The 23,779-nt window shown below is 46.0% G+C and carries 17 protein-coding genes; 10 read left to right on the top strand and 7 right to left on the bottom strand.

All coding sequences use genetic code 11. From position 1 onward, the window contains the following. Nucleotides 1-205: 205 nt before the first annotated feature. The 10 genes from ACWYU8_RS03705 to ACWYU8_RS03750 all read left to right on the top strand — a co-directional run bounded on the left by ACWYU8_RS03705 (nucleotide 206) and on the right by ACWYU8_RS03750 (nucleotide 14,739). Nucleotides 206-1,888, top strand: a complete 1,683-nt coding sequence (locus ACWYU8_RS03705) for an ABC transporter substrate-binding protein (protein WP_457517252.1) — start codon at nucleotides 206-208, stop codon at nucleotides 1,886-1,888. Between the two features lie 169 nt (nucleotides 1,889-2,057). Beyond that, entirely contained in the window at nucleotides 2,058-3,044 is a 987-nt protein-coding gene (locus ACWYU8_RS03710) for an ABC transporter permease (RefSeq protein WP_457517253.1), read from the top strand. A 2-nt stretch (nucleotides 3,045-3,046) separates the two neighbouring features. After that, nucleotides 3,047-4,072 (top strand): ABC transporter permease, encoded by a 1,026-nt coding sequence (locus ACWYU8_RS03715; protein ID WP_457517255.1) that lies wholly within the window; start codon nucleotides 3,047-3,049, stop codon nucleotides 4,070-4,072. Nucleotides 4,073-4,074: 2 nt separating this feature from the next. Beyond that, on the top strand, nucleotides 4,075-5,076 hold the full coding sequence (locus ACWYU8_RS03720) for an ABC transporter ATP-binding protein (RefSeq protein ID WP_457517257.1): 1,002 nt from the start codon (nucleotides 4,075-4,077) through the stop codon (nucleotides 5,074-5,076). Between the two features lie 29 nt (nucleotides 5,077-5,105). Continuing rightward, entirely contained in the window at nucleotides 5,106-6,101 is a 996-nt protein-coding gene (locus tag ACWYU8_RS03725) for an ABC transporter ATP-binding protein (RefSeq protein ID WP_457517258.1), read from the top strand. A 63-nt stretch (nucleotides 6,102-6,164) separates the two neighbouring features. Further along, entirely contained in the window at nucleotides 6,165-7,904 is a 1,740-nt protein-coding gene (locus ACWYU8_RS03730) for a glycoside hydrolase family 9 protein (protein ID WP_457517260.1), read from the top strand. A 2-nt stretch (nucleotides 7,905-7,906) separates the two neighbouring features. After that, the gene (locus tag ACWYU8_RS03735) at nucleotides 7,907-8,797 is read left to right on the top strand and encodes a BadF/BadG/BcrA/BcrD ATPase family protein (RefSeq protein ID WP_457517261.1); all 891 of its coding nucleotides are present in this window, start codon (nucleotides 7,907-7,909) and stop codon (nucleotides 8,795-8,797) included. A gap of 8 nt (nucleotides 8,798-8,805) precedes the next feature. Beyond that, nucleotides 8,806-10,725, top strand: a complete 1,920-nt coding sequence (locus tag ACWYU8_RS03740; protein ID WP_457517263.1) for a beta-N-acetylhexosaminidase — start codon at nucleotides 8,806-8,808, stop codon at nucleotides 10,723-10,725. Between the two features lie 85 nt (nucleotides 10,726-10,810). Then, nucleotides 10,811-13,219: a GH36-type glycosyl hydrolase domain-containing protein gene (locus ACWYU8_RS03745; RefSeq protein ID WP_457517265.1), complete on the top strand. Its 2,409-nt coding sequence runs from the start codon at nucleotides 10,811-10,813 to the stop codon at nucleotides 13,217-13,219. Between the two features lie 107 nt (nucleotides 13,220-13,326). Next, nucleotides 13,327-14,739, top strand: coding sequence for a phosphoglucomutase/phosphomannomutase family protein (locus tag ACWYU8_RS03750; RefSeq protein ID WP_457517266.1), 1,413 nt, complete (start codon nucleotides 13,327-13,329; stop codon nucleotides 14,737-14,739). Nucleotides 14,740-14,864: 125 nt separating this feature from the next. Here ACWYU8_RS03750 and ACWYU8_RS03755 read toward each other — a convergent pair whose 3' ends face one another. From ACWYU8_RS03755 to acnB, 7 genes are all read right to left on the bottom strand, one after another. Next, the gene (locus ACWYU8_RS03755) at nucleotides 14,865-15,896 is read right to left on the bottom strand and encodes an ABC transporter ATP-binding protein (protein WP_457517267.1); all 1,032 of its coding nucleotides are present in this window, start codon (nucleotides 15,894-15,896) and stop codon (nucleotides 14,865-14,867) included. Beyond that, nucleotides 15,896-17,521, bottom strand: a complete 1,626-nt coding sequence (locus ACWYU8_RS03760) for an ABC transporter permease (protein ID WP_457517269.1) — start codon at nucleotides 17,519-17,521, stop codon at nucleotides 15,896-15,898. The genes ACWYU8_RS03755 and ACWYU8_RS03760 overlap by 1 nt, the downstream gene beginning before the upstream one ends. Before the next feature lie 100 nt (nucleotides 17,522-17,621). Next, complete coding sequence (locus tag ACWYU8_RS03765; RefSeq protein WP_457517271.1) at nucleotides 17,622-18,635, bottom strand: Fe(3+) ABC transporter substrate-binding protein; 1,014 nt, start codon at nucleotides 18,633-18,635, stop codon at nucleotides 17,622-17,624. 152 nt (nucleotides 18,636-18,787) lie between these two features. Further along, nucleotides 18,788-20,017 carry an ammonium transporter gene (locus ACWYU8_RS03770; protein WP_457517273.1) on the bottom strand — a complete coding sequence of 410 codons (1,230 nt, stop codon included), beginning with the start codon at nucleotides 20,015-20,017 and terminating at the stop codon, nucleotides 18,788-18,790. Between the two features lie 27 nt (nucleotides 20,018-20,044). Continuing rightward, complete coding sequence (locus ACWYU8_RS03775) at nucleotides 20,045-20,383, bottom strand: P-II family nitrogen regulator (RefSeq protein WP_444495075.1); 339 nt, start codon at nucleotides 20,381-20,383, stop codon at nucleotides 20,045-20,047. 188 nt (nucleotides 20,384-20,571) lie between these two features. Further along, nucleotides 20,572-20,946, bottom strand: a complete 375-nt coding sequence (locus tag ACWYU8_RS03780) for a YacL family protein (RefSeq protein ID WP_457517275.1) — start codon at nucleotides 20,944-20,946, stop codon at nucleotides 20,572-20,574. Between the two features lie 144 nt (nucleotides 20,947-21,090). Next, nucleotides 21,091-23,688 carry a bifunctional aconitate hydratase 2/2-methylisocitrate dehydratase gene (gene acnB, locus ACWYU8_RS03785; protein WP_457517277.1) on the bottom strand — a complete coding sequence of 866 codons (2,598 nt, stop codon included), beginning with the start codon at nucleotides 23,686-23,688 and terminating at the stop codon, nucleotides 21,091-21,093. Between the last annotated feature and the right edge of the window lie 91 nt (nucleotides 23,689-23,779).

A 23,779-nucleotide genomic window follows, 5' to 3' on the forward strand; every position in this document is an offset into this window, starting at 1 on the left:
ACGTATTTAACGGGATGCGAGTTTGATTATTTTGAAGAGAAGGTGTTTTCTTACTTCTGCCAAAGGCCTACAGGCCACTCTTAACGTGATGACATGTGAAGAACATAAGTTGCGACAAAACTAAGAGGTAGGTCTTGGCGAGTGTTTATCAATTGATGACATTCAATTCCATATAGTGAAATGAAGCAAACAGTAAGGAACAGCTATGCTTGCCAATATTAAAAAAACAGCAATAGCAACAGCAATTATTGCTACAGCTACTACAGGTTTTGCATCGGTAGCTACTGCGGCTGAACGCAGTGAACTGACTATCCACCCTAAAGAGTTTACAACTTTCGTTCGTAACTTTAACCCTTTCTTGGGTGCAACAAACCTGCACACAACAACCGACTTTATTTACGAGCCACTGGTTATTTTCAACGAAATGCACGGTAACACACCTGTATTTCGTCTAGCCGAAAACTTCCAAATGGCTGACGACCTGATGAGCGTGACTTTCGACATTCGTAAAGGCGTGAAATGGTCTGACGGTCAAGCGTTTACAGCGGATGACGTTGTTTACTCTTTCAACCTGGTAAAAGAGAAGCCTGAATTAGACCAATCAGGTATCAACTCTTGGGTGACTGGCGTAGAAAAAGTGAACGACTACCAGGTTAAATTCCGCCTGAGCGAAGCAAACTCAAACGTTCCTTACGAAATTGCTAAAGTACCAGTGGTACCTAAGCACGTATGGAGCAAAGTGAGCGATCCGACAATGTTCACCAACGAAAATCCCGTTGGTACTGGTCCATTCACAGTGGTCGACACTTTCACTCCTCAGCTATACATTCAGTGTCAAAACCCTAACTACTGGGATGCAGACAACCTAGATGTAGACTGTCTACGTGTTCCTCAAATCGCAAACAACGACCAGTTCCTAGGTAAAATTGTAAACGGTGAGATGGACTGGACTTCTTCTTTCGTACCAGATATCGACCGTACTTACGCGGCTGCTAGCCCTAATCACCAATACTGGTACCCGCCATCAGGTACTCAAGCGTTTGTAGTAAACTTCAAAAACCCTGATGCAGCGAAGAACGAAGCACTAACTAACGTAGACTTCCGCCGTGCATTCTCTATGGCGCTTGATCGCCAAACTATCATCGACATCGCATTCTACGGTGGTGGTACAGTGAATGACTTCGCTTCAGGTCTGGGCTACGCATTCGAAGCCTGGTCTGATGAAGAGACGCATAACAAATTCAAAGGTTATAACACTTATAACGTTGAAGGCGCTAAAGAGCTTCTAGCTAAGGCTGGCTTTAAAGACGTAAACAAAGATGGCTTTGTTGACACACCATCAGGCAAGTCTTTCGAGCTTCTAATTCAGTCACCAAACGGTTGGACCGACTTTAACAACACTGTACAACTAGCGGTGGAACAACTTGCTGAAGTCGGTATCAAAGCTCGTGCTCGTACACCAGATTTCTCCGTGTACAACCAAGCCATGCTTGAAGCGACATACGACGTAGCATACACCAACTACTTCCATGGTGCAGACCCGCACTTGTACTGGAATAGCGCTTACAACTCGAAGTTACAGTCTGGTGACGGTATGCCTCGTTTTGCTATGCACTTCTACAAAAACGAACAGCTAGACAAACTACTTAACAGCTTCTACAAAACGGCAGATAAGCAAGAACAGCTAGCAATCGCTCATGGTATTCAGAAGATTATCGCGACAGATCAAGTCACCATCCCTGTATTGTCTGGTGCATACATGTACCAATACAACACAACTCGTTTCACTGGTTGGTGGAACGAAGAAAATCCTAAGGGTCGTCCAAACATTTGGGCTGGCATCCCTGAGCGTCTACTACACGTACTGGACCTAAAACCAGTTAAATAAGTAGAAGTTCATTTCTCGCGGCATACCCTCCGTATGCCGCCTACAAATCCCCTCACAACAGAATCAATTTATGGCGCTCGTCGTCAGGGGATTTTTCGCTCTAAATTTCGCTTGGAGCGACCTGGAACCAGAAACAGAGAAAACAATCTGGGTGAGTAAGGTGTGAGTTATGGGTTATTTTTTAAGACGTTTGTCGTTCTATCTTGTCGCGCTCTTAGTTGCAGCGACGTTAAACTTTATTATTCCGCGAGCAATGCCTGGTGACCCAGTTACCATGATGTTTGCTAACGCTTCCGTACAGGTAACACCAGAGCGAATCGCAGCCATGAAAGAGCTGCTAGGATTTGTTGATGGTCCGATTTATATCCAGTACCTGTCATACATTAAAAACATTCTGAGCTGGGAGCTTGGGACTTCAATTCAGTTCTACCCACTTTCAGTCAATTCTTTGCTTGGTGGTGCATTTGGTTGGTCTCTATTCCTTGCTGGTACTGCAGTAATACTTTCCTTTTCGATCGCTTCGGTGCTTGGCATCTTTGCAGCCTGGAAACGCGGTAGTAAATACGATGCTTTTGTGACTCCCGGAACCCTCATTATTCAGGCGATTCCGCAAATGGTTATCGCAATGCTGGCTCTATTTACCTTTGCTATCGGCTTGAAATGGTTCCCATCTGGTTACGCTTACACACCGGGTACCGTTCCGGACTGGACTAACTGGGAATTCATCAAGGACGTGGGTTACCATGCAGTGCTACCTCTTTTCTGTGCAACCATCGTTCAAATTGGTGGATTCCTGGTCAACATGCGTAACAACATGATCAACTTGTTGGCTGAAGACTACATCACGATGGCTAAAGGCAAAGGTCTGAGTCAAAACCGTGTGGTTTTCAATTACGCAGCACGTAACGCATTGCTTCCAAGTGTAACGGCGCTTTCAATGTCTCTCGGCATGGCAATTGGTGGTCAGTTAATTATCGAAATGATCTTTAACTATCCAGGTTTAGGTACCGTGCTTTTGAATGCGATCCACGCTCGAGATTATCAAGTACTTCAAGGTCAGCTCATCATCATGACGATGTTCATGCTTTGCTTCAACCTGATGGCTGACATGCTGTACATGATTCTAGACCCTCGCCTACGTAAGGGAGGCAAATAATCATGAAAAATCTATTTAAACTCATTTTAGGCAACTCTTTCGCCCGTATTGGTTTAGCCATTATTACGCTGTTTATTTTCGTCGCAGTTGCTGCACCATTTATAACAAAACATGCGCCAGACAAACGTACAGGTAATCCACATGAATACCCGAGTTTTGTCGTGAAACAAGCCCAAAGCAATCCTGATGGCTGGATTGCAAAAAACCTGGCTGATGATCGCCGCACACTGATTATGTCGAAAAAAGCCGAACACGTATTAGGTACCAGCCGTATGGGTCGAGATATTTGGTCACAAGTCGCTTACGGCGCTCGTGTCTCACTTGGTGTTGGTTTTGGTGCAGGTATCATCGTGTGTTTCTTAGCCACGGTTATCGGCATCTCCGCTGGTTACTTCGGTGGCAAAGTGGATGATATTTTAAGTGCCGCCATGAACATCATGCTGGTTATTCCACAGTTACCTTTACTGTTCGTACTCGCGGCATTTATCGGAGAAGCTGGCCCATTCACTATCGCGCTCATAATAGCAGGTACCTCTTGGGCATGGGGCGCACGTGTTGTCCGCTCACAAACCATGGCACTGCGTGAAAAAGAGTTCGTCAAAGCCGCAGAAGTTTTGGGGGAGTCTTCATTCCGAATCATCTTTGCTGAGATTTTACCAAACCTAATCCCAATCGTAGGCGCAAGCTTTATCGGCTCGGTCATGCTGGCCATCAACACAGAAGCGGTTATTTCATTCCTCGGTTTAGGCGACTCGAACACGGTCAGCTGGGGCACCATGCTTTACAACGTTCAAACCTCTTCAGCGATGCTGATTGGCGCATGGTGGGAAGTATTAGCACCTTGTATCGCACTAACCGTGTTAGTGACTGGTCTTGCTCTGTTGAACTTTGCCGTTGATGAAATTGCTAACCCACAACTTCGTTCTCACAAAGGAATGAAGCGTTGGAAAAAGCTAGCTGAGAAAGACAAGAAAGAGCGTGAGCCAGAGTTGGCTCCACAAAATGCACTATGGAGCGGAGATAAATAATCATGACCGAACCACTAATTTCTATCCGCAACCTATGCGTCGATTACATTACAGATGCGGGCGATGTCCGCGCCTGTAACAACGTCAGCTTTGATATCGCACCGGGTGAAGTATTTGGTCTGGCAGGCGAATCTGGCTGTGGTAAATCAACCGTTGCTTTCTCGCTAATGCGTTTACACAAGCCGCCAGCGTTTATTACCGGTGGCGAAGTGATCTTCAATGGTGAGGACATACTCAAATACAGTGATGAACGTATGCAGACATTCCGCTGGAGTGAAATGTCGATGGTATTCCAGAGCGCGATGAACGCCCTGAACCCGGTTCTTACCATGGAAGAGCAGTTCTGTGACGTAATTATGTGTCACACCAACATGACGCGTGAGCAAGCGAAGAAACGTGCTGAAGGGTTGCTGGAAATTGTAGACATTCACCCTAGCCGACTCAACGACTACCCTCACCAATTCTCAGGTGGGATGCGTCAACGTTTGGTGATAGCGATCGCTTTGGCACTGAATCCCAAAATGATCATCATGGATGAACCGACTACTGCCCTGGATGTCGTTGTCCAACGTGAAATCTTACAGAAGATCTACGCGCTGAAAGAAGAGTTCGGATTCTCGATTTTGTTCATTACCCATGACTTGTCGTTGATGGTGGAGTTCTCTGATCGCATCGGGATCATGTACTCCGGTGAACTGATAGAAGTCGCACCGTCGAAACAAATTTTGGGAAGTCCTTACCACCCATATACCAAAGGTTTGGGTAGCTCTTTCCCTCCATTGACTGGTCCAAAAACTAAGCTAACTGGCATTCCCGGCAACCCATTGAACTTGCTTGAAATTCCACAAGGCTGTCGTTTTCAGGCACGCTGTGAGCGAGTCCACGAAGCTTGTACAACAATACCAACTCAATTGCGCCAAATTGAACCAGGCCGTTTCTCAAACTGCCATTTATACGGCGAAACTATTGCCAAGCTAAGATTTAACCACCCAAAATCACGCTAGCTAAGAACAAAAACACACTGGAGAGAATTATGAGCAAACAACTCGGTGAACTGCTGATTGAGGGTAAAAATGTCGTCAAGGACTTCCCGCTAAATAGCAACTCTATCAAGCAGTCTAAGATGCGTGCGATCAACGACGTATCGTTCAAAATGTATAAAAGCCGCGGTTTGTCTGTTGTAGGTGAATCGGGTTCAGGTAAATCTACTACCGCGAAAATGATCGCGAAAATGTATGCACCGACCGATGGCATCATCGAATACAAAGGACGCGATATTCAAGAAATCAAATCGAAACAAGATTTGATGGCGTATCGTGAAGGGATACAAATGGTCTGGCAAGATCCTTTTGGCTCTCTAAACCCTACACACAATATTTTCCACCATATTGCCCGACCACTGCTTATCCATAAGAAGGTATCGCCAGGGAACAAAAAAGAGCTGGAAGAGCGCGTGTATGACTTGCTGGAACAAGTGGGTCTGATTCCACCTAAAGAAACGGCACAGAAGTTCCCCCACCAGCTTTCGGGTGGCCAGCGCCAGCGTGTAAACCTGGCTCGTAACATTGCTGTTGGCGCAGAGGTTGTACTGGCAGACGAACCGACATCGATGTTGGACGTATCCATTCGAGCAGGCGTTCTTAACCTGATGGAAGAGATGAAGTTCGAGAAACAGATGTCTCTGCTCTACATCACTCACGATATCGCAACAGCACGCTACATCGCAGAAGACTTGGCCGTTATGTATGTCGGTCACATGGTTGAATGGGGTGACACTGAGGAAATCATTCATGACCCGCAACACCCATACACTCAGTTGCTGGTTTCTGCAGTTCCCGATCCTTCGAAATCGATTCACGAGAAACTAAAAGGGAATAAAGGGGAAATACCACTTTGGACGCCTGAATCCGTGGGTTGTCCATTTGCAGGTCGCTGCGTTCACGCCACAGATAAGTGTCGCCAACAGTTACCTGCTGTTACTCAACTATCAGACAACCATTTCGTTCGTTGTTACTTATTTGAAAACTAAGCATAACCAGGGTCAGCTAAGACTGACCCATTTCTATTTTTTATTGTTTCGCGGAGACATTAAATGCTGCTACTGACTAATCACATTGGTTATGAGCGTCTGGGCCAGAAAAAAGCGGTCATCCAGACCGAACAACCACACTTGTCTACTGATGCCGCTGAATTGATTTGCGCTAAAAGCGCCAAAGCTGTTGCGACATTCAAGATACAAGAGCAAGGCAAAGTAGCGAACTGGCACCAAGGCTATTTCTACCTCATCGACTTTTCATCTTTTGTGACTTCAGGTCACTATTATCTTCGCTTTGATAACGCATGTTCATCTCACTTCGAAATCGGTGAACATGTACTACTGAGCCACACATTGTCCGATGTGATCCATTATTTTAAATCACAACGATGTGGTGGTATTTTCGATCATGCCGATCGTCAAGCTCCGCTACTGAATTCAGAACAAACGGCCGATGTTCATGGCGGTTGGTACGACGCCTCTGGTGACGTTAGTAAATATCTGAGTCACCTTTCGTACGCAAACTATCTTAACCCTCAACAAACTCCGATGGTGGTTTGGAATATACTGAAAGGCCTTTCTCTGCTAGAAGCTAGCGAAAGTATCGCAGCATTCACGCGCACTCGCCTTATTGAAGAAGCGCTCTTTGGTGCGGACTTCCTTGTTCGTATGCAAAACGACAAAGGCTTCTTCTACATGACGGTGTTTGATAAGTGGAGCAAAGATACCGCTCAACGACAAATTTGTGCTTTCGAAACTCAACTCGGTCACAAGTTTGATGACTATCAGGCAGGTTTTAGGCAAGGCGGTGGTATCGCAATCGCTGCACTTGCCGCAGCATCACGCTTACATGTTCACGGTGAATACGATCAACAGAAATACCTTAACGCAGCAGAGAATGGCTACTGGCATTTAGTCGACAACAATCCACGCTATCTCAACGATGGTGAAGAGAACATTATCGACGAATATTGTGCTTTGTTAGCAAGTGTCGAACTGTTTAAAACCAGTAGAGAAACTCGATATCTGGACGAGAGCCGTCGATGGGCGAAACGTTTAGCCGCACGTCAAATAAGCGATGCTCTAATCCAAAACTATTGGTCAGCAAACCAAGATGGTAGTCGCCCGTATTTTCACGCAGCAGAAGCTGGATTACCTGTTATTGCGCTGTGTGAGTATCTATCGATTGAAGACGACTCTGAGTTGGCAGCGTCCATAAAACAATCTGTCAATCTGGCATGCGAATTTGAACTGGAAATCACCAATCGTGTCACGAACCCATTTGGCTACCCTCGTCAGTATGTCAAAGGAGTCGATGAAGCAAAACGTGATGCGTTCTTTGTTGCACACAACAATGAATCAGGCTATTGGTGGCAGGGTGAGAATGCACGCTTAGGCTCATTAGCATCAATGGCTTACCTCGCTCAGCCTTATATCGAATCCCATGAAACGCAACAACAGCTGATGCATTTTGCCCAAAATGCACTCAACTGGATCGTTGGCCTAAACCCTTACGATATGTGCATGCTTGATGGTCATGGCCGCAACAATCCAAATTACTTACCTCAGTACGGTTTCTTTAACGCTAAAGGCGGTTTGTGTAATGGCATTACGGGCGGCTTTGATGACGAAGAAGACATCGCCTTCAATCCACCAGCACAAAAAGACGACATGCTACAAAACTGGCGTTGGGGTGAACAATGGATCCCTCATGGTGCTTGGTACTTACTCGCAATAATGAGCCAATCACAGCACCAATCCAAATTGACGAATTCGCAACAAGATAAGGGGCTGTAACCATGGGGACGTATTTTGTTGGTATCGATGGCGGTGGTACTTCTTGCCGCGCCCGTATTAAAGATTCCCATGGAAAATTTCTTGGTGAAGCAAAAACTGGCAGTGCCAACATCATGTTAGGCGCTGAAATTGCGATGGCTTCTATCATCGAGTCCATTACGCGAGCTGCTGAACAGGGAGGACTAACTCAACAAGACTTTTCTTCTATGCATGTTGGCCTCGCTTTAGCTGGTGCAGAACATAAAGCATCTTGGCAAACGTTTATGTCTCTTCCTCATCCGTTTGCGAGCATGACATTAAATACCGATGCTTACGGCGCTTGCATTGGTGCACATAACGGTGAAGACGGCGCGATCATGATCGCTGGAACCGGTTCTTGCGGCATCTACCTCAAAGGATTAGAACAGCACGTCGTAGGAGGCCGGGAGTTCCCAATTTCTGATCAAGGTGGCGGTGCTGTAATGGGGCTGCGCTTAATTCAACAGGTTTTACTGGCAGAAGATGCTATTAGGGTAAAAACACCGCTTGCAGAACATGTGTTGAATCATTTTGACCATGACATCGACAACATTGTGGCCTGGTCTAAACAAGCCCTGCCTCGTGACTATGGGAAATTCTCTCCCGCTATTTTTCAATTTGCCGAGCAAGGCGATGCACTAGCGATTGAAATGTTAAAGCAGACAGCCGCTGATATAGAAATGTTTCTTATGGCACTCAATAAACGTGGGGCGACCCGAATTTGTTTAATGGGAAGTATTGCTGAACGCATTTTGCACTGGCTATCGCCGCCGGTTCAGCGATGGATTGTAGAACCTCAGTTTGACGCGATTGAAGGCGCAATAATGTTCGCAGGTAAGCCTGAACATAACCTTTACTCGCTATTGGTAGATTAGGAGCAGATATGGAATATCGCCTTGACCTCGTTGTCCTGTCAGAACAAAAGCAAAACTGTCGTTTTGGACTGACTTTTCACAATTTAAGTGACCAAGACCTTCACGATTGGCACCTGACTTTCGCTTTTGATCGATACATAGTTCCGGACAGTGTATCCAATGGATTAATGACTCAAATCGGTAGTTTTTGCACCCTCAAACCAGAAGGGATGGTATTAGCGGCAAATCACCACTTCTACTGTGAATTCAGTATTGGTTCAAATCCATTTCGCTACTATTCAGACGGATTGAACGAGGCCCTGATTGATTATGTCGTAGATGGCGACGTCTATCGTACTGAAGTCGATGTCACCCCCATTGTACTGGCCTCACCTTACCGTGACCGTAGTGTAATTCCGTCGAGTTTCATCCACTCTCAGCCTTTACTACCAAAACCAAATCACATTGAAATTCATGACAATTATTTCACCTTCAATGAAAAAGCCGGTATTGCCGTTTACTCCGATTTAGCCAACTCTGCCAAAGAGTGGTTGATCGAGGAGCTATACCGCATTCACCAGTTTACGATTTCTTCGTCCAACAACAATCTGATTAACTTTCAAGGAAACCCGACCTTAGACGAGGGCGAGTACAAACTTAAAGTGACCGAAACATCAGTTCACATCGAGGCAGGATCGTCGTCGGGCTTTACTCACGCCTGTGCGACCTTGCTACAGCTTGTCAGGCGGAGCGATCAGGCCCAGACAATGGAAGTGGTTTGTTGCGCAATTAAAGACAGACCTCGCTTTCGCTATCGTGGGATGATGCTCGATTGTGCTCGCCATTTTCACTCCGTGAAGCAAGTGAAGCGCCTGATAAACCAATTAGCTCACTACAAGTTCAACGCATTCCATTGGCATCTCACTGATGATGAAGGCTGGCGAATTGAAATTAAGTCACTGCCTGAACTGACAGATATTGGAGCGTGGCGTGGCCTGGATGAGACCATTGAACCTCAGTACACACATCTGTCTCAACGCTACGGTGGCTTCTACACCCAAGACGAGATTAAAGACGTTGTAGCTTACGCATCACAACGAGGCATTACCGTCATCCCAGAGATTGATGTGCCGGGGCACTGCCGCGCGGCTATCAAATCACTGCCTCATTTGTTAGTGGAAGAAGAAGACACCACCGAATATCGCAGTATTCAACACTACAAAGACAATGTACTTAACCCTGCGCTGCCGGGTAGTTACGAGTTTATCGATAAAGTGCTGGAAGAAGTGGTTGAACTGTTCCCTGCCCCATTTGTACATATTGGCGCTGATGAAGTTCCACATGGAGTATGGTCAAAGAGCCCTGCCTGCCAAGCGTTAATGGAGCAACTGGGCTATAGCGATTACAAAGAGCTACAAGGCCACTTTTTACGTTATGCCGAAGACAAACTACGCAAACTTGGCAAGCGTATGTTGGGTTGGGAAGAAGCTCAACATGGCGACAAAGTGAGTAAAGATACTGTTATCTACTCTTGGCTAAGTGAAGAAGCCGCTCTGAATTGCGCTCGTCAGGGATTCGATGTCGTGCTGCAACCAGCCCAAACCACGTATTTGGATATGACTCAAGATTATGCGCCAGAAGAACCTGGTGTGGATTGGGCCAACCCAATACCTCTCGAAACCGCATACAACTACGAACCATTGGCACAAGTAGCAGACAACGATCCGATCAGAAAGCGTATCTGGGGTATTCAGGCCGCACTTTGGTGCGAAATCATCAACAACCAATCTCGCATGGACTACATGATTTTTCCGAGGCTAACCGCGATAGCAGAAGCCTGTTGGACAGATAAACCACACAGGGATTGGACTGATTATTTAGCCCGCCTGAAAGGACACCTTCCGCTGCTCGAGTTGCAGCGCGTAAATTACCGGAAACCATGGAAGTAACGTAAAGCATCAAATAAACGACGCTCTTTCAAGAATTTTTAAATTTTGGCTGCTAATGCAGCTTTGTAAAAAGGAAATACACAAAATGAAATACGGCTATTTCGATAATGAGAATCGTGAGTACGTCATTACTCGCCCAGATGTACCAGCACCCTGGACTAATTACCTGGGTACTGAAAAGTTCTGTACGGTTATTTCACATAACGCTGGTGGCTACTCGTTCTACAACTCTCCAGAATACAACCGTGTTACTAAGTTTCGTCCAAATGCATCTTTCGATCGCCCGGGACACTATGTTTACCTTCGCGATGACGAAACGGGTGACTACTGGTCAATCTCATGGCAGCCAGTAGCAAAGAGCCTCGACGAAGCAAGCTACGAAGTTCGTCACGGTCTGTCTTACTCTAAATTTAAGTGTGAATACAGTGGCATCACGGCAACTAAAACGCTGTTCGTACCAAAGGGTGAAGATGCAGAAGTTTGGGATGTCGTGATCAAAAACACCTCAGACAAACCACGCACCATCAGTACATTCTCATTTGTCGAGTTCTCATTCAGCCATATTCAGTCGGACAATCAGAACCACCAAATGTCTCTGTATTCGGCAGGCACGGCATACAAAGATGGCGTGATTGAATACGACCTGTACTACAACACCAACGATTTTGAAGGCTTCTACTATCTAGCTTCTACATTCGATCCAGATTCATACGATGGTCAACGTGACAGCTTCCTAGGCTTGTACCGTGATGAGTCGAATCCACTGGCGGTTGAGCAAGGCAAGTGCTTCAACAGCGCGCAAACTTGTTATAACCACTGCGGCTCTTTGCACAAACAATTCACGATTCAGCCAGGTGAAGAAGTTCGTTTCGCTTACATTCTGGGTATCGGTAAAGGTAACGGTGAGCGTCTACGCGCGAAGTATCAAGATCTAGATGAAGTAGATAATGCATTTGCGGGTATCAAAGCGCACTGGGATGAGCGTTGTGGCAAGTTGCAGGTGAAATCGCCAAACGAAGGTCTGGATACGATGATCAACACCTGGACGCTTTACCAGGCAGAAACCTGTGTGGTTTGGTCTCGCTTTGCGTCATTTATTGAAGTTGGTGGACGTACAGGTCTTGGTTACCGCGACACGGCGCAAGATGCGATTTCAGTGCCTCATGCAAACCCGAAAATGACGCGTAAGCGTATCGTTGATCTTCTACGCGGTCAGGTGAAAGCAGGTTACGGTCTGCATCTATTCGATCCAGATTGGTTTGATCCTGAGAAAGCCGACGTTAAACCATCGAAGTCACCGACAGTAGTTCCAACGCCTTCTGATGAAGATAAGATCCACGGCATTGAGGACACCTGTTCTGATGACCATCTATGGCTCGTACCAACGATCTGTAAATACGTAATGGAGACGGGTGAGCACAGTTTCTTCGACGAAATGATTCCTTATGCAGATGGAGGCGACGCGACTGTTTATGAGCACATGAAAGCTGCATTAGACTTCTCTGCAGAATACGTAGGTCAAACAGGCATCTGTAAAGGTCTGCGAGCAGACTGGAACGACTGCCTAAACCTAGGTGGTGGTGAGTCTTCAATGGTGTCTTTCTTACACTTCTGGGCACTGCAAGAATTCATCGACCTGGCGAAATTCCTCGGCAAAGACGCAGACGTAGCGAAGTACACTGAAATGGCAGCCAACGTTCGCGAAGCGTGTGAAACGCACCTTTGGGACGATGAAGGCGGTTGGTACATTCGTGGTCTGACAAAGAATGGAGACAAAATCGGTACAGCGCAGCAGAAAGAAGGTCGCGTACACCTTGAGTCAAACACGCTCGCGGTACTGTCTGGAGCAGTTTCTCAGGAGCGTGGTGAAAAAGCGATGGACGCAGTGGATGAGAACTTATTCTCTGAATACGGCTTACACCTAAACTCGCCTTCATTCGCAACGCCAAACGACGATATCGGCTTCGTTACTCGCGTATACCAAGGTGTAAAAGAAAACGGCGCAATCTTCTCACATCCAAATCCATGGGCCTGGGTTGCAGAAGCAAAACTCGGCCGTGGTGACCGAGCAATGAAGTTCTACGATGCTCTAAACCCATACAACCAAAACGACATCATCGAAAAACGTGTCGCAGAACCTTACTCCTACGTTCAGTTCATCATGGGCCGTGACCATCAGGATCATGGTCGTGCAAACCACCCGTGGCTAACTGGTACATCGGGGTGGGCTTACTTTGCGGTCACCAACTTCATTCTTGGTGTGCGTACTGGTTTCGATGGTCTGACTATCGATCCATGTATCCCGACCAACTGGCCTGAGTTTGAAGTCACTCGCCAATGGCTTGGTGCAACTTACCACATCAAAGTACTCAACCCAGATTCAGTCAGCAAAGGCGTGAAGTCGATGACGGTCAATGGCAAAGCGGTTTCTGGTGCTTCTGTACCAGTACAGACCGAAGGCACAGTAAATAAAGTGATCGTCACTTTGGGTTAATCCCTTAATAAAAAGTCCCCTGCACTTGAACACGTGAATCAGTACAGGGGTTTGCTAGCAAAAAGTTTAAGGCGCGGTCCATTGCCGCCCTTACTGAGGATCAAATCATGATCAAATTTGGTACAGGTGGCTGGCGTGCATTTATTGGTGAAGAATTCACTAAAGACAATGTACGTTTGGTTGCTCAGGCAATTGCAAACATCACCAATGCGGAATCTGTGGCAGAGCGTGGCTTTGTGATTGGTTATGACCGCCGATTCCTTTCCGATAAGGCGGGTCGTTGGTTTGCGGAGGTTTTAGCGGCAAACGGTATTGTCGTCAGCTTCATTGACAAGTTTGTTCCAACGCCTATCGTCATGTTCAAAGCGAAAGAGATGAACTGCGCATACTCAGCTTGCATTACCGCTTCACACAACCCCGCTGACTATAACGGGATCAAAGTATTTATCGAAGGCGGCCGTGATGCCGATGAAATCATCACCCAGAAAATCGAATCTCAAATTGCTACGCTCACAGCAAGCGATGTGCAATGCGTCGATTTTGACCAAGCTGTAGAAGATCAGTTAATTAAGATCATTAACCCTATGAACGAATTTGTTGATTCAATCATCAACTTTATCGACATTGAGGCGATCAAAAAGGCCAACCTTCGCGTACTTATCGATCCGATGTTTGGGGTAGCTAAAAATGCGCTACAAACAGTATTGATTAATGGCCGCTGTGAAGTCGATGTCATCAACGACAGAAAAAACCCAGATTTTGGTGGCTTGATGCCATCACCAAGTGCCGCAACGCTGTATCGCTTGATGCACCTCGTCGCCCAACAAGGCTATGACATTGGAATTGGTACCGATGGTGACGCAGACCGTTTGGGGATTATTGATGAAAAAGGTAACTTCATTCATCCGAACGAAGTGCTCATCTTGTTGTACTACTACTTGCTGGAATACAAAGGCTGGAAAGGCTCCGTAGTACGCAACATCGCGACCACACATCTGCTGGATAAAATTGCGAAAGATCACGGAGAAAAATGCTTTGAAGTACCTGTCGGCTTTAAGCACATTAGTTCCCAAATGGAAGCGGATGACTCACTGATAGGTGGTGAGAGTTCTGGTGGCTTAACTATCCGTGGTCACATCAAGGGCAAAGATGGCGTGTTTGCTTCCAGCCTGTTAGTCGAGATGATTTCGGTTACGGGTAAAAAACTCTCCGAGCTACTCGATGAAATTTACGCTAAGTATGGCTATGCCTACATGGCTGAAGGGGATTGCAAATTCAAACCTGCGCAGAAAGAAGTACTGTTCAACAAGATTTATGTTGAAAAACAATTGCCAGCGTTCGAGTTTGAGGTTGAAAAAGTCAGCTACGAAGACGGTGCAAAAGTTTATTTCAAGAATGGCGGTTGGATCATCGCCCGCTTCTCTGGCACTGAGCCACTGCTGCGTATTTTTGCAGAGATGCAAGATAAAGACACTGCGGAACGTGTTCTTCAGCAGTTTAAAGATTTCTTATCTTTATAACTGACCTTGTGCTCACTTCAGGCACGTTGGTGACAACTTAAGGTATTTTGATTGAGTTAAGCTAAGGAAGAAGAACACTTGCCCGGCCTCAGCGCCGGGCCTTTTTTATCTGGGAAATACGAAGATCAGGCAAATGCCAGAACGCCTTGTGTCTCGACTCTAACCGCAACGCTATCACCAACGTTCAAAGCTTCAGTAGAGATAGCTAACAGGCGATCACCATTCACATCAATCACGTAACGACAATGATCACCCATAAAGTGCTGCTCTAAGACCTTCACGGCACTGTCTTCATCCGCTTGAATTTGCACATGCTGTGGGCGCAGTAACAACGCACAATCGCCCTGAATTTTAATCTCCTGTTGCGCACTCGCTTCTACCACACCTAAATGTGTATCGAATTCACGCTCAGAAACTCTCGTTGCAGCAAGGTAACTACCACCGCCCAGAAAATCAGCGACGAACTTACTGGATGGGTGGTAATACAATTCTGAAGCCGTACCATATTGCTCAATGACGCCATGATTCATCACGGCCATTTTATCAGCAAAAGCAAAAGCTTCTTCACGGCTATGCGTAACGAAAATCGCGGTTACGCCCTGCTGTTTGAAGATCTTACGTATCTCACGAATCAACTCGTGGCGCACTTGGGTATCAATGTTGGAAAACGGCTCGTCCAGCAATAGTAAATCGGGTTTATAGGCCAATGAACGCGCAATCGCAACACGCTGCTGTTGACCACCGGAGAGTTGATGAGGATAACGATCACCGTAGCCTTTAAGATGAACTAAGCTTAGCATCTCTTCCACTTTCAAAAGCTTCTGCTGAGCAGTTTCATGCTTCAAACCAAATGCGATATTCTCAGCCACGGTGAGGTGTGGAAATAACGCATAATCCTGGAAAATCATACCAATGTTACGCTGCTCTGGTGGTAGCCAGTTTTCTCCATCATCAATGGTCACGCCATTGAGGCACATTGTGCCCGAAGATAAAGGAAGCAACCCTGCAACCGCTTTGAGCAATGTTGTTTTACCGCAACCACTAGCGCCAAGCAGACACACTATCTGGCCTTGCTCAACCTCAAGTGACAGCGACTCTAAAACGGTTTGGGCATCGTACTGACAGGTCAGATTTTTAATTGATAATGCGCAACTCATCAGTGATTTTGCTCCAGTGAACGGTTAACAACAATAAGCGGAACTAAGCCAACAAGAACCAACAATACAGCCGGTAACGCTGCCAGCTCTAATTTCTCATCCGAGGCAAAGTTATAAACGTACGTTGCCAGGGTTTCGAAATTAAATGGACGTAACAGTAATGCAGCGTTGAGCTCTTTCATTGATTCGATAAACATCAGCAGCGCTGCAATTAAAGCACCACGTTTTACCAACGGAAAATGGACACGCCACAGCATGGCATTAGGTGTGCACCCCATGGTGCGTGACGCCATATCCAAAGAAGGCGAGATTTTGTTTAAGTTACTCTCGATACTGCCAATAGCGACAGCGGAGAAACGCACCACCATAGCAAAGATCACAGCAAACATAGAGCCCGAGAAAATCAGCCCCGGCCTGCCCCATTCCATCGCTTTTGCAATATCATTCACTCGATGATCCATAAACAGCACGGCAACCATCACACCAATAGCGAGCACGGTACCAGGAACAGCATAGCCCATTGAAGACAAGCGCATAAATGCCAGCGACGTCCGGTTACTATTGACCCGGTAGGTAAAATTCACCACTAAAGCGACGACAACACCGATGAAAGCAGCGATGACAGAAACAACCAGACTATTCCAGGCATACTCACGAAATTCCGGCGTCCAGCTTTTAGCAAAATACGTGATCGAATAATCAATCAATTGAATTAATGGGATAATAAACGCGACGGCTATCAACCCCCAACACCATACCAATGCACCCCATTTTTTCCAGCCCGTCAGCTCATAACGAAAATCTTCATGGCTGTTGAACTGACTTTGGAAGAGCTTTTGTTTTCTTCGGCTGTAACGTTCGGTACTCAGTAGCAATACGATAATCACCAGCATCATTGCCGAAATTTTAGCGGCGGCATTAAGGTTGGAGTATCCAAGCCAGGTATCGTAAACCGCAGTGGTTAGAGTATTGACGGCAAAATAACTGACGGTGCCAAAGTCACCAATGGTTTCCATCGCAACAAGTGATAAGGCTACCGCTATAGAAGGGCGCACCAAAGGCAGAGAAATCCGCCAAAAACTTTCCCAAGGCGAACACTTCAGCAGACGCGCACTTTGCAGCAACGAGACATTCTGCTCCATAAATGCCGCCCGACAAAGGAGATACACATACGGATAAAGAACAAGAGAAAGAACAAATGTTGCACCGGCTAGAGTCCGAATATCAGGGAACCAATATTCCCTCACTCCCCATCCCGTGATATCACGTAAGAAAACCTGAATAGGCCCTGCAAAGTCGAACCAATCGGTGAATATGTATCCAATAATGTAACCCGGCATCGCTAAGGGTAAAACCAGAGCCCACTGCAACCACTTCTCAGTGGGTAGTTTGCACATTGCCATCAGCCATGCACACGGGATACCGAAGATTAAAGACAATACCATCACACCAATAGTCAGAGTGACCGTGTTAAAAATGTAGGTCGGCATGACTGTTGCTATTAAATGCGCAAACAGTTCATCCGTTTCACCAATGGCGGTGTAGAAGATCGCTAAGATCGGCAAAACCAGGAGCAGAGTTATAACCCCACTGCTGGTTTTCCATGAAGAGTGTTTATCTTTCATTGCCTAATTTACTGCAAGGCGGAATGAAACATAAATGCAGGTGCAAATACATCTCATATCCTTTAATCAAATGGGGGTACTGTTATACCCCCACAAGGGATTAAAGGTCAAATTTGACTTCATCTATTAGCTTGATCGCTTCTTCATGATGAGATGCGATTTCATCCAGAGAAAGTGTGTCCGCTTTAAAGTCACCCCAAGATTCCACAAGGGCAGAACGCTTCACGCCTTCTTTTACTGGGTATTCGAAATTCACTTCTGCGTACATTTTCTGTGCGGTATCACCCGTTAAGAATTCCATCAACTTAAGCGCGTTTTCTTTGTTTGGTGAGTACTTAGCCATCGCCATACCAGAGATGTTTACGTGCGTGCCCGTCGTTTCCTGGCTAGGGAAGTTAATGTAAACCGCATCCGCCCAAGCTTTCTGCTCTTTATCATTGATCATGTTGCCAAGATAGTAGCTATTACCAAGAGAAACGTCACATAGACCTTCTTTGATTGCTTTCACTTGGTCACGGTCGTTACCTTGAGGCTTGCGAGCCAAGTTCGCTTTCACGCCTTCTAGCCACTGTTTAGTTTCCGCTTCACCTTGATGAGCGATCATAGAGGCAACCAGAGATACGTTGTACGGGTGCTTACCGCTACGAGTACAAATTTTGCCTTTGAACTCTGGCTTGGTCAGATCGGCATAGTTAAAATCGGTACCTAGTTTGCCAACACGGTCGCGTGAAGAGTATACGCTACGAGTACGTAGTGTCAGTGCAAACCACTCATTCTCTTTGTCTTGGTATTGAGCTGGTACATTTTGTTCAATGATTTCACTGTCAACTTTCTGAACAAGACCTTTTTTCGTTAGTTCAGCCAGGCGGCTGATATCTGTTGTCAGTAGTACGTCTGCTGGGCTGTACTCGCCTTCCTGTGCCAGTTTTTCAGCAATACCTGTTTTCGCGAATTTTACGTTTACTTTGATGCCAGTCTCTTTAGTAAACTCGTTAAACATAGGTTCAACCAAGAAAGGTTGACGGTAAGAGTAGACGTTTACTTCTTCAGCAGCCATTGCTGTAGGAGCTAAAATTGCGCAAGTTAGCGCTGAAAGAGCGAACAGATTTTTCATTATTTAATCCTTTACCATGCTAATGATAACGTTTATCAGTTGCGTTATTATATGTATCTTCAATAGTAAAACAACGACCAATACAAAAAAACCTGCTACTACGAGCAGGTTTTTGATTATGTGAAGTGTAACAATATGCTACATGGTAAATCTTATTTTGCTGTAACGAATTCTGGGTAAGCACCTACGCCACAATCGTGCATATCCATGCCTTCCATCTCTTCTTCTTCGCTTACTCGGATACCAACCGTTGCTTTCAAGATACCCCAAACAACCAGGCTTGCACCAAATACCCAAGCAAAGATAACTGCCGCACCAAGAAGCTGAGCACCAAACGTTGCGTCACCGTTGCTTAGAGGCACAACCATTAGGCCGAAGAAACCACACACACCGTGAACTGAAATCGCACCCACTGGATCATCAATCTTAAGCTTGTCCAGACCGATGATGCTGAATACTACTAGTGCACCAGCTACTGCGCCGATAGCAACTGCGTATAGTGGTGATGGTGATAGTGGATCCGCTGTGATAGCAACCAGACCAGCCAAAGCACCGTTTAGGATCATAGTAAGGTCAGCTTTGCCCCACGTAGTCTTACATACAAACAGTGCTGCAATTGAACCTGCTGCTGCTGCTGCATTCGTGTTTAGGAAGATTTGACCTACTGCAGTCGCGTTCTCGAAGTCAGAAACCATTAGCTGAGAACCGCCGTTAAAGCCGAACCAACCAAACCATAAGATGAACGTACCTAGTGTTGCTAGTGGCATGTTTGAACCTGGGATTGGGTGGATTTCACCATTTTTACCGTATTTACCTTTACGAGCACCCAGTAGCAGAACACCAGCTAGTGCAGCAGAAGCACCTGCCATATGTACGATACCTGAACCAGCGAAGTCGCTGAAGCCTGCAGCAGAAAGGAAACCGCCGCCCCAAGTCCAGTAACCTTCAATTGGGTAGATGAACGCAGTCAGGATTGCAGAGAAGACGAGGAATGACCATAACTTCATGCGCTCAGCAACCGCACCTGATACAACAGACATCGCTGTTGCAACAAATACCACTTGGAAGAAGAAATCTGATTCTAGTGAGTGGTCTGCACCTTCACTTTGTGAACCAATCAAACCACCGAATGATGGTAACCAACCTCCTTCACCGTTACCGACATACATGATGTTGTAACCAACAACTAAGTAAGTGGTACATGCAATCGCGTACAAGCAAAAGTTTTTAGTTAAAATTTCTGTCGTATTTTTCGAGCGCACCAGACCAGCTTCAAGCATCGCAAAGCCCGCTGCCATCCACATTACTAACGCACCAGAAATGAGGAAGAAAAAGGTGTCAAATGCGTAACGTAACTCCGTTACAGTTGTTGCTAATTCCATAATTATTTCTCCAATCCCTTGAAATAGTTAAAGTGCTTCTGCGTCCATTTCACCAGTACGGATACGCACAGCATGGCTCAGGTCATAAACAAAAATCTTGCCATCACCAATTTTTCCGGTTTGCGCCGCTTTAGTGATTGCTTCCACCACGCGATCTACATTGTCAGCGTGAGTTGCAATTTCTATTTTCACTTTTGGCAGAAAATCAACTTGATATTCAGCGCCACGGTACAACTCCGTGTGACCTTTTTGGCGACCAAAACCTTTAACTTCTGATACTGTCATTCCTTCGATGCCGACGTCAGCTAGCGCTTCACGAACATCGTCTAACTTAAACGGCTTAATAATGGCATTGATTATTTTCATTAAATTCTCTCCGAAGCATTCATCCTGAAACACTTCGTATAATCCAATCTACGTGCCAAGTTTTTAACTAATTGATTTTAAATGACTAACGATGAGTTCTATCGATACAAATAAAAAGAGCGCACCATTAAGGTGCGCTCATCTCCCAAAAACAAGGCAATTACCACTTAATTGCCCAAAACTGTGCATTAAATGTTCAGGAACTCTTTCCATTGCTCGATAAGAGAGACAAAGTCTTCTATTCCACAACTGGCTGTACTTTCTGAGTCGTAAAAATCAAATTCATTGCCTAAATCTATCGACTCTTCGTATCCCTGCGCCAGAGCATTTTCCTGCACCAGCACTTCATCATCATGAACCAGAATGCTGATTTCTCTGCCAGTTAAACTATGCTCTTGAGAAGGCGAAGAAAAAGCGGCTTCGATTAACGTTTCAACCTGACGAATTTTGGCAGGGTCTTTACCTATTTCTTCTTGCAGCCAGCGTCCTACAATCTCATGCCCCATGCTGCATTTGACGTAATACTCGCCCATCAAGGTATTGCGAATGAATTGAAATTCCATCGAGGTTGCCTTTTCGTATCAATTTGGTGCGAAGTATAGCGAATTAATGATGTGAAAACACGCATCTAAAAGTGAACAGAGACTGCTTTGGGGCATAAAAAAAGCACCTCAGATGAGGTGCTTTCAATTGGTGCATTACGCTAATTATGCAGGCTCTTGGAAGATTACCGTGTCTGCTTTCTTAGTGTACTGATCCATCTTATGGAAGTTCAGGTAACGGTACGTATCCGCTGCTGTCGCGTTGATCTTCGCTGCATACTCCAGGTACTCTTCCTTAGTTGGAATACGACCCAGGATTGCACCTACTGCCGCTAGCTCTGCAGAAGAAAGGTAAACATTAGCGCCTGTACCCAGACGGTTCGGGAAGTTACGCGTTGATGTAGACATTACTGTCGCTTTATCTGCTACGCGAGCCTGGTTACCCATACATAGAGAACATCCCGGAGTTTCGATACGAACACCAGCACGACCGTAGATACCGTAGTAGCCTTCTTCCGTTAGCTGGTCACGGTCCATCTTAGTTGGCGGAGCCACCCATAGGCGTGTATCTAGCTGACCACCCCATTGCTCAAGCAGTTTACCTGCCGCACGGAAGTGACCAATGTTCGTCATACATGAACCAATGAACACTTCATCGATTTGTGTACCTTGAACTTCTGATAGTAGACGCGCATCATCTGGATCGTTTGGAGCACATAGGATTGGCTCGCTGATTTCTGCCAGATCAATCTCGATTACGTGTGCGTATTCTGCATCCGCGTCCGCTTCCATTAGCTCAGGATTCGCCAGCCACTCTTGCATCGCAGTAATACGACGCTCGATAGTACGACGGTCACCGTAACCTTCAGAGATCATCCACTTAAGCATGGTGATGTTCGAGTTCAGGTACTCTTCGATTGACGCTTGAGACAGTTTAACAGTACAACCTGCCGCTGAACGCTCTGCCGAAGCATCTGAAAGTTCGAACGCTTGCTCAACCGTTAGGTGCTCAACACCTTCAATCTCTAGTACGCGGCCAGAGAATTCGTTGATCTTACCTGCTTTCTCTACCGTCAACAGACCTTGCTTGATCGCGTAGTAAGGGATCGCATGAACAAGGTCACGTAGCGTGATACCCGCTTGCATTTCACCTTTAAAGCGAACCAGGATTGATTCTGGCATATCAAGAGGCATAACACCTGTTGCCGCTGCGAATGCAACCAGACCAGAACCTGCAGGGAATGAAATACCCAGAGGGAAACGAGTATGCGAGTCACCACCTGTACCTACTGTATCAGGCAGAAGCATACGGTTTAGCCATGAGTGGATAACGCCGTCACCTGGACGTAGAGAAACACCACCACGGTTCATGATGAAATCAGGTAGAGTGTGGTGAGTGTTCACGTCAACTGGTTTAGGGTATGCAGATGTATGACAGAAAGACTGCATTACCAGGTCTGCAGAGAAGCCCAGACACGCAAGATCTTTAAGCTCATCACGAGTCATCGGACCGGTTGTATCCTGAGAGCCTACTGTTGTCATCTTAGGCTCACAGTAAGTACCTGGACGTACACCTTCTACGCCACAAGCTTTACCAACCATCTTCTGCGCAAGAGAGTAACCTTTTCCTGAATCAGCAACATTACCTGGCTTACGGAAGATATCGGATGACTCTAGACCCAGAGATTGACGCGCTTTGTCTGTCAGACCACGACCGATGATCAGTGGAATACGGCCACCAGCACGTACTTCATCAATCAGTACGTCTGTTTTTAGCTTGAATTCAGCCAGAGTTTCGCCAGTTTCGTGGTTACATACCTTGCCTTCAAATGGGTAAACATCGATAACATCGCCCATGTTCAGCTTAGATACGTCAACTTCGATTGGTAGCGCGCCCGCATCTTCCATTGTGTTAAAGAAGATAGGTGCAATTTTGCCACCAAGTACGTAACCGCCAGCACGTTTGTTTGGTACGTTAGGGATATCATCACCCATGAACCAAAGTACTGAGTTAGTTGCAGATTTACGTGAAGAACCTGTACCGACTACGTCACCAACGTAAACTAGCTGATGGCCTTTAGATTGAAGATCTTCGATCTGTTTGATTGGACCAATACTGCCTGGTTGATCAGGGTTGATACCTTCACGCTCGTTTTTCAGCATTGCAAGCGCGTGAACTGGGATATCAGGACGAGACCAAGCATCAGGTGCTGGAGACAGGTCATCAGTGTTGGTTTCACCAGTAACCTTGAATACAGTCAGAGTGATTTTTTCTTGTAGCTGAGGCTTAGACAGGAACCATTCCGCATCAGCCCAAGATTGTAGAACTTGTTGTGCAAACGTATTGCCTGATTTTGCTTTCTCTTCAACATCGTAGAAAGCATCAAACATAAGTAGAGTGTGAGATAGCGCTTTTGCAGCAATTGACGCCAGTGCATCATCGTCCAGTAGATTAACCAATGGTTCGATGTTGTAACCACCTTGCATTGTACCTAGCAATTCAGCCGCTTTTTCACGACTTACTAGTGGAGAAGATACTTCACCTTTGGTTACAGCAGTCAGGAAACCTGCTTTAACATACGCGGCTTCATCAACGCCAGGTGGAATACGATTCTCTAGCAGATCAAGAAGAAACTCTTCTTCACCTTGAGGGGGATTTTTCAGAAGTTCCACAAGGCCAGCGACTTGCTCAGCGTCTAGTGGTTTAGGTACAACTCCTTCGGCAGCACGCTCTTCGACGTGTTTACGGTAGGCTTCAAGCACGACTTTTTCCTCTCATTGCGGTTCCTCCTCTATTATTACTATTTTTAAAGTAAAGGAGTGAACATCCTTGGAAACTTGGCTCTCCATTGCC

Source organism: Vibrio limimangrovi, from assembly GCF_054064025.1.